Origin of the sequence: Algoriphagus terrigena DSM 22685 (assembly GCF_000429445.1) — a bacterium.
Classification (GTDB): Bacteria; Bacteroidota; Bacteroidia; order Cytophagales; family Cyclobacteriaceae; genus Algoriphagus; species Algoriphagus terrigena.
The window spans coordinates 1-14,331 of the sequence record NZ_AUBW01000036.1 but is presented as its reverse complement, the minus strand read 5'-3'; the positions used below and the strand labels follow the sequence as shown (position 1 = coordinate 14,331).

The 14,331-nt window shown below is 51.2% G+C and carries 9 protein-coding genes; 2 read left to right on the top strand and 7 right to left on the bottom strand.

Annotated elements, in window-relative coordinates; all coding sequences use genetic code 11:
* Positions 1-214 precede the first annotated feature (214 nt).
* Both G459_RS0122815 and rluF read left to right on the top strand, forming a co-directional pair.
* Positions 215-1,513, top strand: a complete 1,299-nt coding sequence (locus tag G459_RS0122815; protein ID WP_026969680.1) for a M23 family metallopeptidase — start codon at positions 215-217, stop codon at positions 1,511-1,513.
* A gap of 206 nt (positions 1,514-1,719) precedes the next feature.
* Complete coding sequence (gene rluF, locus G459_RS0122810; RefSeq protein ID WP_026969679.1) at positions 1,720-2,451, top strand: 23S rRNA pseudouridine(2604) synthase RluF; 732 nt, start codon at positions 1,720-1,722, stop codon at positions 2,449-2,451.
* Positions 2,452-2,483: 32 nt separating this feature from the next.
* Here rluF and G459_RS0122805 read toward each other — a convergent pair whose 3' ends face one another.
* From G459_RS0122805 to G459_RS0122775, 7 genes are all read right to left on the bottom strand, one after another.
* Positions 2,484-4,553 carry a catalase gene (locus G459_RS0122805; protein ID WP_026969678.1) on the bottom strand — a complete coding sequence of 690 codons (2,070 nt, stop codon included), beginning with the start codon at positions 4,551-4,553 and terminating at the stop codon, positions 2,484-2,486.
* A gap of 416 nt (positions 4,554-4,969) precedes the next feature.
* Positions 4,970-6,247: a PQQ-dependent sugar dehydrogenase gene (locus tag G459_RS0122800; RefSeq protein ID WP_026969677.1), complete on the bottom strand. Its 1,278-nt coding sequence runs from the start codon at positions 6,245-6,247 to the stop codon at positions 4,970-4,972.
* 78 nt (positions 6,248-6,325) lie between these two features.
* A complete protein-coding gene (gene ligD / locus G459_RS0122795) occupies positions 6,326-8,749 on the bottom strand; it encodes a DNA ligase D (protein ID WP_026969676.1) in 2,424 nt (807 codons plus the stop codon).
* Positions 8,749-9,519 (bottom strand): non-homologous end joining protein Ku, encoded by a 771-nt coding sequence (gene ku / locus G459_RS0122790; RefSeq protein WP_026969675.1) that lies wholly within the window; start codon positions 9,517-9,519, stop codon positions 8,749-8,751. The genes ligD and ku overlap by 1 nt, the downstream gene beginning before the upstream one ends.
* Positions 9,520-9,999: 480 nt before the next feature.
* Positions 10,000-10,758: a glycoside hydrolase family 16 protein gene (locus G459_RS28340; protein WP_051315380.1), complete on the bottom strand. Its 759-nt coding sequence runs from the start codon at positions 10,756-10,758 to the stop codon at positions 10,000-10,002.
* Between the two features lie 217 nt (positions 10,759-10,975).
* On the bottom strand, positions 10,976-13,378 hold the full coding sequence (locus G459_RS0122780) for an OmpA family protein (RefSeq protein ID WP_035456758.1): 2,403 nt from the start codon (positions 13,376-13,378) through the stop codon (positions 10,976-10,978).
* 125 nt (positions 13,379-13,503) lie between these two features.
* Positions 13,504-14,331, bottom strand: an 828-nt coding sequence (locus tag G459_RS0122775) for a PorP/SprF family type IX secretion system membrane protein (RefSeq protein ID WP_026969673.1), incomplete at its 5' end; no start/stop codon positions are given.

Sequence of the window (14,331 nt, the reverse complement as noted above, 5' to 3'; positions counted from 1 at the left end):
CAAAAGCAAGATTTTACTTCAGAAAAGCCAGCGATTTCCCTTAAAATTTTAAAAAGTTATCAATCAGCCCTTTTCGCCTTTTCTTTACTTTTTGCAACATTGCGGCACGAAAATTGGCGTTTGTACGGCTTTCCGGGTTTTATGTTTGGAATTGAGCCCTGATTTCCCTTGATTAGAAGTTAATTTATCAGTACCCCTTAAATATCAGCGAGTAATGAACAACAAATGGATAGGTATTGCAGCTCTTGCCCTCACCCTCGGAGCTGGTGCCGTTTTCCAGATCGTCAACAAGAATGAAGCTGCGCAAGCAGATCCGTTGACAATCGCTACAGACAGTATTCCAGTCGAAAAAGAGGTTTTCCTCTACGGAATCAACGTCACCGGTCTCGATATAGTGGAAGGCACTGTCAGCAAAAACCAGACACTGGCCTCGATCCTTTCTCCCTTCAATGTCCCCTACCAGATCATCGACGAGATCGCCAAAAAATCCAAGAGCGTCTTTGATGTACGCGGAATCGCCGCCAACAAAAAGTTTACTGTCATCTCTCCCTCAGGTTCAGACCAGGCGCAGTTTTTTATCTACGAACCGAATCCTGCAGAGTACGTGGTGTTCAATCTGGACTCCATGGATATCTACAAGGCAGAAAAACCCGCCATCTACCGCACCAAAGAGATCGGAGGAGTGATCGAAAATTCGCTCTACCAAGACATGGATTCCAAAGATGTGTCCATCAGTGTTATCAACAAGTTTGCTGACCTATTCGGCTGGTCGGTCGACTTCCAGTCACTACAAAAAGGTGATGTCTTCAAAGTAGTCTATCAGGAAAAGCTCGTAGACGACGTGGTAGTAGGGGTTTCAGGCATCCAGCTTGCATTTTTTCAACACAATGGCAAGCCTTACCATGCGATTCCTTTCGAGCAAAACGGAGAGATGAATTTCTTTGATCAAGAGGGAAATTCTATGAAAAAGGCATTCCTGAGAGATCCATTGGAATATACCCGCATCAGCTCCAGATACAATCTGAAGCGGTTTCACCCCGTCCAGAAAAGATACAAAGCGCACTTGGGCACTGACTACGCGGCCAGAACCGGCACAGAGATCCGAAGCGTAGGCGAAGGCACCGTGGTCGACGCCAGATACTCCTCTGCAAACGGCAACTACGTCAAGATCAAACACAATGGCACCTACACCACTCAATACCTGCACATGTCAAAGATCGGCAAAGGCATCAAGCCCGGCACCCGCGTGACTCAAGGGCAAGTGATCGGCTATGTGGGAAGTACAGGTTTGGCCACAGGCCCGCATCTTTGCTTTAGATTCTGGAAAAATGGCAAGCAGGAAGATTGGCTGGCCGAGGAGATTCCTCCTTCCGAACCGATCTCGAAGGCAAACTTGACTGCTTTCAACGCCAAGAAAGCGGAATCGCTTCGCTTGCTTGCTGCGATCCCGATGAACGGTGAAAAGAGACTTTTGGCAGTTGTCACGGACTCTCTTTCCCATACTGGACTTTAAGAAACAGGAATCTTCAACACCGGCGATAAAGCCAACGTACTAAGGAAAACACGCTCGAATTTTAATAGTGGATTTCATGTGTCTATAATTTGTTTTTTATGGCCACATGGAATCTCGCAAAGTCAATAATCATCTCAGTATGTGCCGCCAGCGACATGCTCGATTTGATCAGGTAAATTTCCGGTCAAATCCATTTTCTTTTTACCATGCCCGAGGATTCTTCGATTCGTATCAATAAATACCTCAGCGAGGTGGGCTTCTGCTCGAGACGGGCAGCGGACAAGCTTTTGGAAGAAAACAGAATCACTATCAATGGAAAACTTCCCGAACTGGGTACCAAAGTTTTTCCGCAGGATGAAGTGCGAGTCGACGGAGAATTGGTAGGAAAGCCCAAACAGGTGCATGTCTACATCGTCTTCAACAAACCGGTCGGCATAGTATCAACTACCGACGTGAAGGGTGAGAAAAACAACATCATCGACTACATCGGACATCCGGAGCGAATCTTTCCGATTGGAAGGTTGGACAAAGACAGCGAAGGGCTGATCCTGCTCACCAGCGAAGGGGATATCGTCAACAAGATCTTACGGTCCAAAAACAACCACGAAAAGGAATACATCGTGACGGTTGACCGGCCTTTTGACGCAAACTTCGTCCGGAAGATGTCTTCCGGCATTCCGATCCTGGGGACGGTGACGGAGCCCTGCAGGGTCGAACAGATCAGCAAGTTTAAGTTTCGCATCATCCTCACCCAGGGCCTCAACCGACAGATCCGACGGATGTGCGAGTTTCTGGGCTATACCGTCAAGCAGCTCAAGCGCATCCGGATCATGAATATCCACCTGGATATCCCCGTGGGAAAATGGCGTGATCTCACCGAAAAGGAACTGGCGGAATTGAACTCCCTGATCGCAGACAGCTCCAAAACCTTTGACTGAACGACCTTGAATGGAGGAGTTAAACCCACTCCTTACACTGGAATCGTCATTGCATCTTCCCGTTCCCAAATCCTATGCTGAGCGACTGCCTTGATGAATGTGTTTACATCCTGATCAAATAACACGCCTTTTGGATCAACATTCCTTGAGGCATAGGTCTTCTCCCAGAGTTTTTCGCCCGCGCCGTTGATCGCGATGTACTTGCAGTGCTTATACGCCTCGTCCAGAAACCGGATAGCGGCTGGATCCTTTCGCAGTATACGGCTACTTCTCATGCCAGCAGGTACAAAAACCGCATCAAACAAGACAGAAGACGCAGCCAATAGACTTTGGTCTACCTTGATCACTTCACCGTTGGCACCACCGATAAATCCTCCATGGATGCTGATGACTTTTGCGTCCGCGCCCCCTTTCTCGATTGCATCTAAAAAGGTGTTGAGCGAATCTGTTTCCACTCCGTCAGCTGCTAGCACCGCAATGCGTCTCCCTTTGATTCCTCTGCCAGAGAAATCCATCAGGATGAGCTTTTCAGGCTTTTCGATAGTGGATTTCGTTACTCTTGGCTGATAATCCAGAGGGTCAGTATCTACAGGAAAACTGTGATTTGGTGACTCCTTGGGTCTGTACAGGCGATTTATCCTAAACCCTTGGGCCACGTGCTTGGCCAACTCGTCGTCGATAAAACTCAGCATACGGATCATCCCTTCTTTGATATTCCCGCACGTCACCTTTCCGAGCTCAAAACGCAGCGCCTCGATGATATGGGCCTGCTCCATCTTTGTCTGACTTTCGAAAAAGAGTTTGGCTTGGCTGAAATGATCCGCGAAGCGGCTACTTCCTTTGCGGATCTTGTCCCCGTCGATTTTCTCAAGGTAGGAGGGAAAAACGTTGATTTCTTGTCGCATGTGGCCTCGAAATCGGTTATTCTGTACAGGAGCGATGGGTCGATTGATTGGAATTTCGTTAAAATCCAGGCCGCCCAGCCTGGAAAGCTGCGTGTCAGGGTAGGAGAAACGCCTTCCTTGCAGCAGCGGATCACTGCTGAAATCAATTCCCGGTACAAGATGCCCCGGGTGAAATGCCACCTGTTCTGTTTCAGCAAAGAAATCGGACGGATTGGCGTTGAGCACCATCTTTCCGATGAGTTTTATCGGCACCAATTCTTCCGGGATGAGTTTGGTCGGATCGAGGAGATCAAAGTCGAACATGTGCTCGTCTTTTTCAGGCACCAGCTGTACTCCAAGGTCCCACTCGGGGAGGTTCCCTTTTTCGATGGCGTTCCATAGTTCTCTACGGTGAAAGTCAGGATCCTGGCCTGAGATCTTCTGAGCCTCATCCCAACTGACCGAGTGGGTTCCGGCACGGGGCTTCCAGTGAAATTTCACAAAATGAGATTCATTATTCTCGTTGATGAAGCGAAAGGTATGCACCCCAAAACCTTCCATCGTGCTAAAGCTTCTCGGTAGCGCGCGATCACTCATCAGCCACATGATCATGTGCATACTCTCGGGCCTCAGCGAGATAAAGTCCCAAAAAGCATCCTGGGCGGAAGCAGTCCGATGGATTTCATTGTGCTGCTCTGGCTTGGCTGCATGAATCAAGTCGGGGAATTTGATCGCGTCTTTGATAAAAAAGACCGGCACGTTGTTACCGACGAGGTCGTAGTCTCCATCGTCGGTATAGAATTTCACCGCAAAACCCTTCACATCTCTGGCCAGAGCCGAGAAGCCTGTAAATCCGGCGATAGTGCTGAATCTGGCAAACACAGGCGTTCTCCTGCCTTTCATTCCCAGAAAATCGGCTTTGGTGAATTCAGAGAAATCTCCGTAAGATTCGAAATAACCATGCGCCGCGGCTCCCCGGGCGTCCACGTTCCTCTCAGGAATCCGCTCGTGGACGAAGTGGTTTATTTTTTCACGGAAACGGAAATCCTCCGTCAGGGAAGGACCATGCTCTCCAGAGGAAAGTGAGTTATGGTCGTCGCTGATTCTCAACCTCTGATTGGTAGTCCTCGCTTCGTCACTTCCGTCGTCTGTGTTCATGTAGAGATTATCGATCTTGGCATTCTCAATACAGATTTTGCCCTTTTCTCTTTCACTCATGGCTTACAGATTTTAGTAGATATGCGGTTGAAAAGCACTAAAAACATTCCAAGGAATTCAATTCGCTTAGCCTCCTCGGCAAATCAGATTTTTCATCGATTTTTGGAAGAATACGGTTTCACAAAGTCACAGCGCGAAAACCCAAGCATGGAGGCGCGTCCTGCACTTTTAAGGATTTTGTCGATGATTTACCTGAGACATCGATTGCGGCATTGCCATTAAAAAATAATTGAGACTGGTTTCAAATTCGATCCACCGGAGGACCCTCTAGTCTCGTAAATTCCTCATGATGAGGATAAAACCCACAGCAGCTGTTATTCATCAGCCAATCAAAAAACTGCAAAGTCAGCTAAAAAACTTCCACTGACTTTGCAGTATCAATCTTGCTCGTGGACAAAATAAGCTGCGCGCTACATCTATTTTGAATAGGAGATTTTCCAAAGGGTATTTCCGCTATCGTCATTGACCAGCAGCGATCCATCAGGCAGCACGGTCACATCCACGGGGCGCCCGTAGACCTGCGACTTATCCGACCCAGACACAAATCCGGTCAGGAAATCCTTGGGTTGCCCCGACGGTTTTCCATTGGCAAAAGGAACGAAGAGCACTTTGTATCCCGCAAGCTTCGCGCGGTTCCAAGACCCGTGCTGACCGACGAAAGCGCCGTTTCTATACTCCTCGGGAAAGGCCGAGCCGTCGTAAAAAGTCAAACCCAACGAAGCCGTGTGGCTTCCAACCGGCACATCGGGGACGATCGCTTTCGCCACCATTTCGGGGGCTTGGCCTTCCAACCGCGGATCCACGATCTGACCATAGTAGGAATATGGCCAACCGTAGAATCCGCCCTTCTTCACACTCGTGATGTAGTCAGGCACCAGCTCGTCTCCTAAAGCATCACGCTCATTTACTGCCGTCCAAAGCTCCTTCGTCACAGGATTCCAGGACATTCCCACAGGATTGCGAAGGCCGCTGGCGTAGATTACTTCACCCGATCCATCAGGATTGACCTCTAGAACTCCGGCTCTGCGCTGCTCTTCCTCCATTCCATGCTCTGCGACATTGCTGGCAGAACCTACAGAGATGTAGATTTTGCTGCCGTCTTCGCTCGCAATCAGGTTTCGAGTCCAGTGATTGTTATACCCTCCAGCCGGCAGCTCCAAGATCTTTTCCCCTTCCGCTTCCAGCTTGGTCTGCCCGGCCCGGTAGGGGAATCTATAGAGTCCGTCCGTGTTGGCGACATAGAAATGATTGCCCAGGACGAGTACTCCGTAGGGGCTGTTCAGCCCATCTTTGAATGTTTCGCGGACTTCATAGTCGCCATTTTGGTCCTTGTCCTGAAAGATCGTGATCCGATCTGCGCTTCCCTTGGTATTGCTCTCCACGACGAAGATGTCGCCGTTTTCAGCGACATAGGTATTTCGCGGATTATCAAGCCGGTCGGCAAATTTACTTACCGTAAATCCTTCCGGTGCGGTGGGCATCTGTCCTTCTGGCCAATCCACTACATTGCTCTGGTTGACCGTGGCTTCGGTAGCGTAGGGTGGAGGCAGGATCAATTCACCGATCGCAGTCTGCACAGTGTCCGGACTGGATTGCGAGATTTCTTCTTTCTCCTCTTTGGAGACTTTTTCTTTGCAGGAGGCAAAACTGAGGGTTGCCAAAGTCAAGAGGAAAAGTGTGGTTTTAGTTTGCATTTTGGTTATGGTTTGTTTTCAGACTTACAAAAGATCAATCATTCAGCCGAATCTCAGAGAATGGAGTTCCCGACTGTTCTAGCTGTCCAACTTCTCGAGGACTTTTTCGATCTGCACTCCCGGTCCCAACACTTCAAGAAAAAGATCTGGATGCTTCTCCAGTCTCTTCATCAGCGTGAAGATGGTAAAGTCATTCTTGTCGAGCTTTCCGTTCACCTCTTTCCAAAGAAGTGGAGTTGATACCGTCGCACCGGGCTTGGGTCGGACGCAATACGCTGCGGCAAGCGTCTGTCCGGGACGGTTTTGCAGATAATCCAAGTAGATTCTTCCCTTTCTGGCCTTGAGTGGCCTTTCCATGGTTGTCAGCGTTGGCAACTGCTCCTGGATGATTGTACATAGGAGTTTGCAGAATTCACGGCCTTCCTCAAAGCTGTATTTAGCCCCTAGGGGGATGTAGATGTGCAGTCCGCTCGCTCCTGAGGTTTTGCAGTAGCCGTCTACATTGAGCTCTTTGAGCAACTCATAAAACGCCTGCGCCACCTCGATGACCTGCTTGAAGTCGTTTTTGTCCGAGGGATCCAGATCGATGACGATGTAGTCGGGTTTGTCCAGCGAACCGACCCGCGCATTCCAGGGATTAATCTCAATGCAGCCCAAGTTTGCCATGTAGATCAAGGTGGCCTCCTTTTGACACAGCATGTAATCGATGTCCTTGTTGGCGGATTCAGAGTGAATAGTCACCGTCTCGATCCAGTCGGGGTAGCCGTCCGGCGTGTCTTTCTGATAGAAGCTATCCTGATCGATTCCGTTGGGATGACGGTGGAGGTTTTGCGGCCGATCTTTCAAGAAGGGCAAGATGTAGTCGGATACGGTCAGGTAGTAGTCGATCAGGTCGTACTTGGAGATCCCTTCTTTCGGCCAAAGCTTTTTTTCCAGGTTGGTGATCTGAACGTTGATCCCGTCTAGCTCCAGGGAATTATCAGAGTTTCCAACTGGTTTTCCCGCGCTTTCCGAACTTTCGACAGTCAGTTCTTGCGGAAACTTATCATTGCGCAGCGCCTTGAATACCGGTTGGCGCAGTCGCTTGTTGTCCGTCCACTCTGCAAAGGTCACTTCCGCTATCATCACGGGATGCAGCCAAACTGGCTTCCTTCCGCTCAGATTGATCTTTTCCGGAAAGGGAGATTTTGTTTGCTTGATTTTCGCGAATTGCGAGAGCAGTTCTTTTTGTTGGGTGATGGAAAAGCCCGTTCCGCAGTTGCCGGCATAAGCCAGCTCACCGGCTTGATGCAGGCCTAGAATCAAGGATCCAAAGGGGCGGTTTTCCGAGTGGGTGTAGCCACAAATGACGGCTTCGGTGCTTTCCTGTGTCTTAAACTTGACCCATTCCTCGGACCGGACACCCGGGTGGTACCGAGAGTCAGCCTTTTTGCCAATGATCCCTTCGAGCCCTTTCGCCTTGCTTTCTTCAAAAAATGCCTTGCCTCCGCCAATTAAGTGATCACTGTAGCGGATATTCGGAAGGTCTTCCACGAGCGTTTCCAGCAGCTCTTTTCGCTCCACGAGCGGAAGATGAAGGATGCTGTGGCCGTCGACGTACAGTAGGTCGAACACTAGGTAAGTCAACGTCCCTTTGGGTTCTTCCCCATAGTGTTGAAGCCATTGGAAATTTGATTTGCCGTCCTTGTTCAGTGCGACCACTTCTCCATCGATAATGGCGCTCTTAGGTAGCTGTTTTAGGCTGGTAATCAGGTCCGGATAGGTTTTCGAATAGTCGATCCCAGTTCGGGAATAGAGCGTGGTCGCAATATCCGAGTGATTGCAGATCATGCGATAGCCATCCCACTTGATTTCGTAGAGCCAGTTTTTGGAATTGCTGAATTTCAGCGTTTTGCTGGTAGAGGCCAGCATCGGTGAGACCTGTTGCTTGAGCGTTAATTTCTTTGGAGCTTTCGGCGACTCCTCTGACTGTAGTTCGTTAAGATGCAGATTGGCGTCGTAGTCCAGATCCGTAGCGAATTCATCCTTTTTCTTGATCAAAAGCCATTGTGGCTGCTTGCCTTCAAACCTTGTCCGGACCAAGGCAAAGTCGCCGCGAAGCTTGGCGCCATAAAAAGTAATCTTAAGATCGCCTTCTTCGAACATTGCCAGAGCGGCGTCTTTTTTATCAGAAATGGGAGCATACGTTCCCGAATCCCAGATGGTCATTTCGCCTGCGCCGTAGTTCCCTTCGGGGATAGTGCCTTGGAAGTTCAGATACTTCAGCGGATGGTCTTCTGTCTGCACAGCCAGTCGCTTGTCAGCGACATTGAGGGAAGGGCCCTTTGGGACAGCCCAGCTTTTGAGCACCCCGTCCATCTCCAGCCGGAGATCAAAATGCAGGCGGCTAGCATCGTGCCGCTGGACCACAAAGCGCAGCTTTCCGGTCTGTCTTACGAAGTCTCCTCTCGGTTCGTTGGTCTTCTTGAAATCACGCTTTTTGTTGTATTCATCGAGTGCCATCACGAAGCTTTTTTACGTTTTTGCAAGCTGGCCTTCAGTTGCGCCATGAGATCTTTGGAGGGCGTATTTTCCGGCTCAAACTTCTTCAAGACGGTTTTTTTGCCCTTGGATTTTGCTTTGATCACCTTCATCAGCTGTGTGGTGTATTGATCTTTATATTTTGAGAGATCAAATTTTTCACTGTATTGCTTGATGAGCGACTCGGCCATGTCCACTTCTTTTTTGGTGGCTTTGGAGCTTGAGATCTTAAGGTCAGCGGGATTTCGGATTTCGTCCGAAAACCGGATCACATGCAAAACCAGAACGTCCTCATAAACTCCAATCAGGCTGAGGTTTTCCTTTTGGCGCATGACGAAGGTGGCCAGCCCGAGTTTTTTTGTCTTTTTCAATGCGTCACGCAATAGGTTGTAGGCTTTGCCGCCTTCCTTTTGCGGTTCGAGGAAATAGGGCTTTTTGAAAAGCATGTCAGCGACATCCCTCTCATCCACAAACGCCTCTATCTCCACTATTTTGGTCTTCTTGGCATTCGCCTGCTCAAAGTCCTCCTCCTCCAGGATGACGTATTTGTCTTCAATCTTGAAACCTTTGACGATATCCTTCCATTCGACTTCCTTGCCGGATTTCTCGTTGATGCGCTGATATCTGATCCGCGAATGATCCTTGGAATCCAGCATGTCCAACTCAATTGTCCGACTTTCTGATGCAGAATACATCTTGATCGGAATATTCACCAATCCAAATCCCAATGTGCCGTTCCAGATCGATTTCATCTGTTTATAATTTGTTTTTTAGCGGTCAGATGGAATGCCCTAGATAATCATCCCCTGTGTGAGAACTTTCTTATGAAGCATTTCATGTGCTTGCGATTTGTCTTTTAATTGCCACATGGAATGCCCAAATAGCCATCCCCCTAGGAGACGCCTTTCCCATGGGGTTTCGAGTTTAGATTCACCGTGGCAGAAGCATCCTTCTGCGAAAACAAATCCAAACCATTTCCACAAGGATGATTTGATCGTATAATGCGATCATTGCGCCTGATTCGGCGACTGTAAGCGAAAGAGTCTGTTGAAAAAGCAAAAAATGACTTAGCCAGCATTGGTTTTCCTGCTGAAAAGTGGGGAGCATTCTCCCTGATTCTTGCAGAATTTTCTACATTTTATCTTTTAAGAAGCAACTCATTCAGAGGCTCCTATCGGTCGGTTTAGCGGAGCTTAAAAGGAGATTGGGATGGTCTTTCCTGACTTTTGCCCTTACTTTTTCTGATACACCCGTACATAATCCACCAGATACTCTTTGGGAAAATCAGTATTGATTGGATCGCCTCCATTTCCGCCAATCGCCAGGTTGAGCAACAGGTAATGGGGATGCCGAAAAGGGTTAAATCCATCCGGATTGGTCGTTCGGGCGAGATCGATCTCATTTAGCAATTGGTCATCCAGAAAGAGCTTGATGGAATGCTCGTCCCACTCCATTCTCCAGAGGTGAAATTTGGAGGGCCATTCCGGATCCAGTTTCAAAAAATCAGCAAAGGGAATTTTCGCCTCATCCCATTTGGCCTGCCATTGCCCTTCATCAGCCCAGGCGGCATTTGCGAGGATGGTTGGGACGTTTTTGACGCGATAAAACTCCATGATGTCTATCTCCCCATTTGCCGGCCATGGATTTTTGATTCCCAAAGTCCAGATCGCAGGCCACATACCCATTGCCGTGTCAATCTTGGCCCGGACCTCGACTACTCCGTATTGAAAATCAAATTTCCCGCGGGTATTGATGCTGGAAGACGTGTATTCCGCTTGCTTTCGGTTTTTCTGCCATGCTTGGTGTCCCGATTCAAAATGCGGATTTGACACTGATTCTCTCCTTCCAGTGATAATCAAATACCCATTTTCCAGCCGTGCATTCTGCTCCTGATACCATTGCAGTTCCTGATTTCTGACAAAGCCTTTTTCAAAAGTCCACTTTACTGAATCGACTTTCCCCTCCTTTTCAAACTCTTCCTGCCAAATCAACTGATAACCCTTGGTCTCCGGATCGAATGAGTTTTACGAAAAGCAGATTCCGCTTAGGAATGTGAAGAGGAGTAACAGGACGTTTTTCATAGGTTCAAAAAAAGGAAAATACGAAAAGAAATCTAAGACCTCAATATTTGACCCGTCGCCCCCCTAACGAAAAAAAGCCTCCGGTTTCCCAGAGGCCTTTTGCACTACGTATCAATCAGTCACTTGCTTATAGGGTATCGACTTTCTTCTGTCTGCCGGTGTAGCCGTAGGAGGACTTGCCTACGCGCAGTTCGGTCCGGCGGTTCAGCTGGTGCATCGCAGGGGTGCAGGTCACCTCGTCGCAGTTGTGGATCGGACGGGTCTTGCCAAACCACTGGGACTCCAGCCGGTTGGTTTCCACGCCCCGGTTTTTCAGGTACTCCATCACCACCTGCGCTCTGCGCTCGGACAGGGCTTTGTTGTACTCCCCGTCTCCCCGCTGGTCGGTGTGCCCCTCGATGTACAGCATCAGGTTCGGCATCCGCTTCAGCAGGATCGCCGTGCGCTCCAACTCGGTCTTGTGCACACTGCGCAGCATCGATTTGTCAAAGTCAAAGTAGATCGTCGGGATCTCGCTCAGCTCGTCGGAGATCTTCTCAAAGATGTCCTCGGGCTCGCAGAAGTCCATGTCCTTCAGCTCCTGCGGGATCTCATACTGCTTGGTCGGATCCGGGAACGCTTCCAGCACCAGTTCGGAACGTCTGTTCAGCTGGTGGTTTTCCTCGTTGCACGGCTTGCCGTTGCCACAGTCGTTGATCAGCTGGCTTTCCCCAAACCACTCCAGTCTCACCCGGTCGGCGCTGATGCCCCTGGCTCCCAGGTATTCGGTCACTGCCTTGGCCCGGCCGTTGGACAGCGTGATGTTGTATTCGTCACTGGCCCTGGAGTCGGTATGTGAGGCCACCAGCAGGTCCAGGAAGCTGTATTTCTTCATCATCTCGGCCAGCTTGTCCAGGATCGGCATCGCGTCCTTGCGGATCACATACCTGTCCAGGTCGTAGTACACGATGTCCACATACACCGGCAGCTGGTACGGGATCGGCACCAGGCGGTACTCCCGCTTTACCGTATCCCCTTCAAAGCCTTTGGTCGTGATGCTCTCGTCAGTCAGCGGGAAGTACCCCGGCTTGCTGATCGTGATCCCAAAGTCACTCTCCGGCTCCAGCTGGGCGGTCAGCTCGCCTTTGGCGTTTCTGGCCGTCGGGGTCAGGATCCCCTGGGTCTTGTCCCGGAAGGTCGCCAGGTAGCTCGCTGTGATCAGCTCCCCGTTGCAGTCCAGCACCCGGGCCAAAAACTGCTTGTACAGGTCCTTGGCCATGTACAGGTCGTCCAGACCCTGGCCGCCTTTTCGGTTGGAAGAAAGGTACACCGTCTTGTCCTTCCCTTCCCGGTAGGCAAAGTCATCGGCCAGGGAGTTCAGCGGCGTGCCCATGTTGCGGGTGCCGCCGACCGCCGTCGGGCTGTAGGTTGCCTCGAAGATGTCCAGTCCCCCCAGCCCTTCGCGGCCGTCGGAGGAAAAGTAAAACTTGTTGCTCTTTCTGAAAGGATGGGTCTCATTCCCTTCGCTGTTCACTTCCGGGCCCAGGTTCACCGGTGCGGTGAAGCTCAGGCTGTCGCCGGTCTTGCTGTATTCACTGTAGTACAGGTCGTACCCGCCCAGGCCGCCCGGCATGTCCGAGGCGAAGTAAAGCCGCTTGGCTTCCTCGTCCACAAAGGGGTGCATCACCGAATACCCCAGCGAATCGTTGTACGGGAAGGCCATGGCCCCTTCGAGCTTGCCCTCCGCACTCACCCTGCTGTAATAGATCTCCGGCTGCACGGTGATGTCCCGCGTCTTTTTGGCTTTGGTGATCGACCGGGTCACGGAGTAAAACAGCAACTGGTCGGCCCCCGCGTAGCTCGGATCCGAAAAGCTCTTGGTCCCCGGCACATCCGATACCACCGTGCTGATGTTGCCGTCCTTGTCCTGACGGTACACCGTGAAGTAGCCCCGTCCGGTGTAGTCACTCTTCTCCTCACTGAAGATCTTGTTCCTCCCGTCGATCCGGATCCCCGGCATCTTGTCCGGATAGCTTCCCCCCCGGTCGGACACAAAATATCTGTTGCCCAGCCCGTCTTCGGCCAGCGAAAAATCCGACTCGCTGCTGTTCAGCGCTTCCATGCTTTCCACCTTCAGCTTCCGGGTGCCCGCCGGCACACTCCCCGGGTGGATGCCCAGGCTGTCGGCGTTGAATCCCCTGCCGTCGGCCAGTCCCCGGGCCTCTGTAAAGTTGTCGGTCATGATCCCGGTCCGCAGCAGGGCGGCATAGTCCTCTCCGCCCGCCTGCCCGTAGCCCACCGTGGTCTTCCACCAGGTATACGCGCTTTCGTAGTCCCGCAGCTGCTCGGCCGCCAGGGCCGTCTTCCGCGCGGTCGCGTAGTTGGGCTTCTTGGCATACGCCTCCTGGTACACCTCCAGCGCATGCCGGTAGTTCATCTGCTTCATCTGGTCGTCCGCATAGCGGACTTTGGACCGCTGGGCTTCTGCCAACTCCGTCGCGCCAAAAAATAAGCCGGCCGCGAGCCCCAGGATAGTAAGTGTCTTTTTCATGTGATTATATTTTTTTTTCAGCGGCCATATGGAATCTCCCATACCCATAGCCGTATCCAAAAGAACCTTTCCTCTGATACCCATCAGACCGGGTCTGTCTTGCTCATGCTGGCTCGATTTCATAATCAGAACCATCTTTGGTTTTTCATCGTGGCAGTGCGCGGGATCATGTAGAAGCCCACCGAAAACTCGTGCGAGTTGTGTTTGTAGTCCTGCAGCGCGTTCAGGTTGTGGTCATAGGCATACCCCAGCCGCAGCCGGTCCGTGGCAAAGATCTCGATCAGGGCTGCCACCGCGTTCCGGTTGGACAGGTTCTCGTCCAGCTCATCGGCCCAGATGTTCACGTTGGATCGGTACGAAGCCCCCAGCCACAGCCGGTCAAAAAACAGGAACATCCCGTTCAGGTCGTAGTTGGTCGGGGCCCCTTTCACCTGCTTGACCAGAAAGCTCGGCTTGAAGTCCACCTGCTCGGACAGCTCAAACATCGCCCCCGCGGTCAGGTAAAAGTGGAAGTCGTGGTACGCCAGGGCGATGTCCTCTTTCTCCAGCGCCTTCTTGCCGATCATGTTGTACACGCTGAAGCCCGCATAGAACCGGTCGGTGTTGTAAAACAGCCCCGTGTTCAGGTTCGGCGTGAACAGGTTGATCCTGCCCCCCGGGATCTCCGGGTCGTTCGGATCGTTCGGGTCCAGCTCATCCCCGTCCACCATGTACTCGGACACCCCCACGCTGGCGCCCAGGCCCAGGAAGCCTTTCTGACCCGTCTGGATCCGGTACGCGTAGGTCACCAGGCCGGTGGTCGTACGCGTCGGACCCAGCTGGTCACTCAGCAGCGACACCCCGAAGCCCATCGTCCCCTCGTTGGCACTCAGGTCGGCGGTCACCGTGAAGGTCTTCGGTGCTCCCGGAAAATCCATCCACTGGCTCCGGTACGTGCTCTGGATGTACGGCTC

Coding starts and splice junctions, on each gene's coding strand:
- G459_RS0122815 (WP_026969680.1), top strand. CDS start 215: ATGAACAACAAATGGATAGGTATTGCAGCTCTTGCCCTCACCCTCGGA.
- rluF (WP_026969679.1), top strand. CDS start 1,720: ATGCCCGAGGATTCTTCGATTCGTATCAATAAATACCTCAGCGAGGTG.
- G459_RS0122805 (WP_026969678.1), bottom strand. CDS start 4,553: ATGAGTGAAAGAGAAAAGGGCAAAATCTGTATTGAGAATGCCAAGATC.
- G459_RS0122800 (WP_026969677.1), bottom strand. CDS start 6,247: ATGCAAACTAAAACCACACTTTTCCTCTTGACTTTGGCAACCCTCAGT.
- ligD (WP_026969676.1), bottom strand. CDS start 8,749: ATGGCACTCGATGAATACAACAAAAAGCGTGATTTCAAGAAGACCAAC.
- ku (WP_026969675.1), bottom strand. CDS start 9,519: ATGAAATCGATCTGGAACGGCACATTGGGATTTGGATTGGTGAATATT.
- G459_RS0122780 (WP_035456758.1), bottom strand. CDS start 13,378: ATGAAAAAGACACTTACTATCCTGGGGCTCGCGGCCGGCTTATTTTTT.